Source organism: Caballeronia terrestris (assembly GCF_001544515.1).
Classification (GTDB): Bacteria; Pseudomonadota; Gammaproteobacteria; order Burkholderiales; family Burkholderiaceae; genus Caballeronia; species Caballeronia terrestris.
The window spans coordinates 1-2662 of sequence record NZ_FCOL02000252.1; the positions used below are offsets into that span (position 1 = coordinate 1).

At 59.4% G+C, this 2662-nt stretch carries 1 protein-coding gene and 1 pseudogene; one reads left to right on the top strand and one right to left on the bottom strand.

Annotated elements, in window-relative coordinates:
• Positions 1-428 precede the first annotated feature (428 nt).
• Positions 429-852 (bottom strand): annotated as a pseudogene (locus AWB67_RS42645) (transposase); the annotation flags it as partial.
• A gap of 598 nt (positions 853-1450) precedes the next feature.
• Here AWB67_RS42645 and AWB67_RS36090 point away from each other — a divergent pair.
• A partial coding sequence (locus tag AWB67_RS36090; protein ID WP_374729888.1) for a DUF3300 domain-containing protein occupies positions 1451-2662 on the top strand: 1212 nt, incomplete at its 3' end.

The window sequence follows — 2662 nt, forward strand, 5'->3', positions numbered from 1 at the left end:
CAGGAGCGACGAAGAACGGAGAGCCATTCGCGTTGCTGCTGAGACCGTCCCGGGCGTGAACGAAATCGTGATGCACACCGAATCCCGGTGAGGCTCGCGGCGCTGTAGGGCGTCGTCCGCAACGCTCGATTGTCGCTTGTCCGTGTAGCATCACCGGATGGTTTTCACGGTCGGAATGGATTGCATGCCCGATCCCGACAGCCAGTAAGCACGCTCAGACCGGGAAGCGAACGCCACGTCCTGCAAAGAATGAAAGACCGCTCGCAGCGGGCCAAAGGAACGTCCGAATGTCGCGCTTCGCAGGCGATTGGATGACACATTCGAAATCGGTATGGCTCAAGAGATCGTTTAGAGGTACCGAACGCGATAATAAAGAGGCCGAAAATTAACTTTGAGTTCGTCGGTTGCGGCGTCTGGCAAAGGTTGAACAAGCTGCGACGCGCCTTCCAGAGATTCGTGAGCGCGAACAGCGTTGTCAGTTGATCTGTGTTCTTCTTCAAGCCGCGTAGCGAACCTTGACGACGCAAAACTGCCGTTTGATCACCCGAAATGGATGCTCCACTTTCGCCCGGATTTTTGGCCTGAGGTATTCGATTTCATGAAGGGTAGCGCCGAGCTCGTCGTTCTTGTCAAGCGCAGCAGCACGCTTGCACGGGCCCATCGCGACATGCTACCTCACTGTCCGCGCGTTCGTGCGCTTGTCCGCGCCTTGATATCCTGCATCGCCATATACATGGTTTCCTTGCCATGCAACAGCGAGTTCGCCTCGACCACGTCATGCACCTTCGCCGCCGTTCCTCCGGCAGTGTGTACCAGCCCCGAGCCTGCGTCAGCACCTATGGGGGCCTCCATACGACCACGGCAGTCCAAGTCGCCAGAATCGACGCATGACGAAAAGGACGCTTTCGCTCGGCAGGGCGCCCTCCAGAAAAACCGCGAGCTTCAGTTCGGTTTTGGCAAGCCAGTGCACGTAATTATTTCGCTGGCCCGAATCCCGGTCCTCACAGACGAGCGAGGCGAAAATGGCATCCCCTTCAGAGACTCGCACGGCATTCGATGGGAAATGCACACCCCTCAGCCGGATTGTTCAATAAAGATGGTCGAGTGAACCTTGCGCGATGGAAGACGCGTTAATACGACCGTCCTGTCGACCCCACCGCATTACGCTCCTTTATGTCGACGACTCTGGTTGAACGCCGCGCTCGCGCCAACACTTCGATCAACTGCATTGTGCGTCCGGACTTTTCTGGCCCGGCAATACTCGATCACATAACATCTCACTGTACCGATCGTACGGCGAGTACTAATCTAGTATGCGTTCCCTCATCTGTTCACAGTGCAGGGTCGCCGCATCGGCCAGTCAGCGGATTCATCCGCCTGATCATCCGGCTCTATGAGATAGAAGCACACGAACATTTTCGCTGCCTGACAGAACGAACGGGGAGTGACCATGGCGACAAGGAATGCACGACTCTTAAGCACCAGCCTTGTCGTTCTATTGGCGGGCTGCCCTTCGAAGCAACAGGATCAGCAGGCTCAGACTCCGCCCGCTTCGGCACCCGCCGCAGCCCCGGCCTCTGCTCCAGCCGCAGCCTCTGTTGCAGCCGCAGCGTCCGTGCCACTCCCGGCCTCGGCGCCCGAGCCTCAGGCCCAGCAATTTCCACCGGAGGAGATCGAGGCGCTGGTCGCGCCGATCGCGCTCTATCCCGACTCGCTGTTATCGCAAATCCTAATGGCGTCGACCTATCCGCTCGAAGTCGTGCCTGCCGCCCGCTGGGTGAAAACGCATAAGGACCTGAAGGGTGAAGCTGCCGTGAAAGCAGTGCAGGACCAGCCGTGGGACGTCAGTGTGAAGTCATTGGTGGCATTTCCACAGGTGCTGGAACCGATGAACGACAAGCTGGACTGGACTCAGAGGCTCGGAGATGCGTTTCTGGCAAATGAAAAGGACGTGCTTGACGCCGTACAACGATTGAGGGTGCGTGCTCAAAAAGCCGGACGCCTGACGTCCAACGCGCAACAGAAAGTGGTTGTCGAAGCGCCTGCCCCGGGTCAAGGTGGCCAGGCGGTCCAGGCGCCACAAACCATCTTACGCATCGAACCATCCAATCCCCAGGTCGTCTACGTGCCCTCCTACAACCCGACTGTCGTCTACGGCGGCTGGAGCGCTCCGGCATATCCGCCGACCTACTGGCCGCCGTATCCGGCTTATTACCCAGGCGCCGCACTCGCAAGCGGGTTCGCATGGGGGCTCGGCATCGCGGCAGCAGGCGCAATCTTCAGCAATTGCGACTGGAATAACAATAACGTCAACATCAACGTGAACAAGGCCGCCAACATCGACCGCAATTTCGACCGCACCAAGGTAGAGGGCGGCAAGTGGAACCACGACGCGGGACATCGTCAGGGCGTCGCCTATCGCGACAACGCGACGCGTGACAAATACGCCAAGGGCGTGCAAGGCACCGACGCACGGCGCGACTATCGAGGTCGCCCCGACAGCGCTACCGAGCGTGCGAGCGTCGCCAATCGGGCGGAACCCGGGACTCGCACGGGTCGCCAGAACGACGCGAGTGCCGCCAACCGCGCAGCCCGGACGAATAACGCAGGCGTCAGCGATCGGTCCAAACAGACCAATCGAGGTGCCACAGCCAGCAATCGG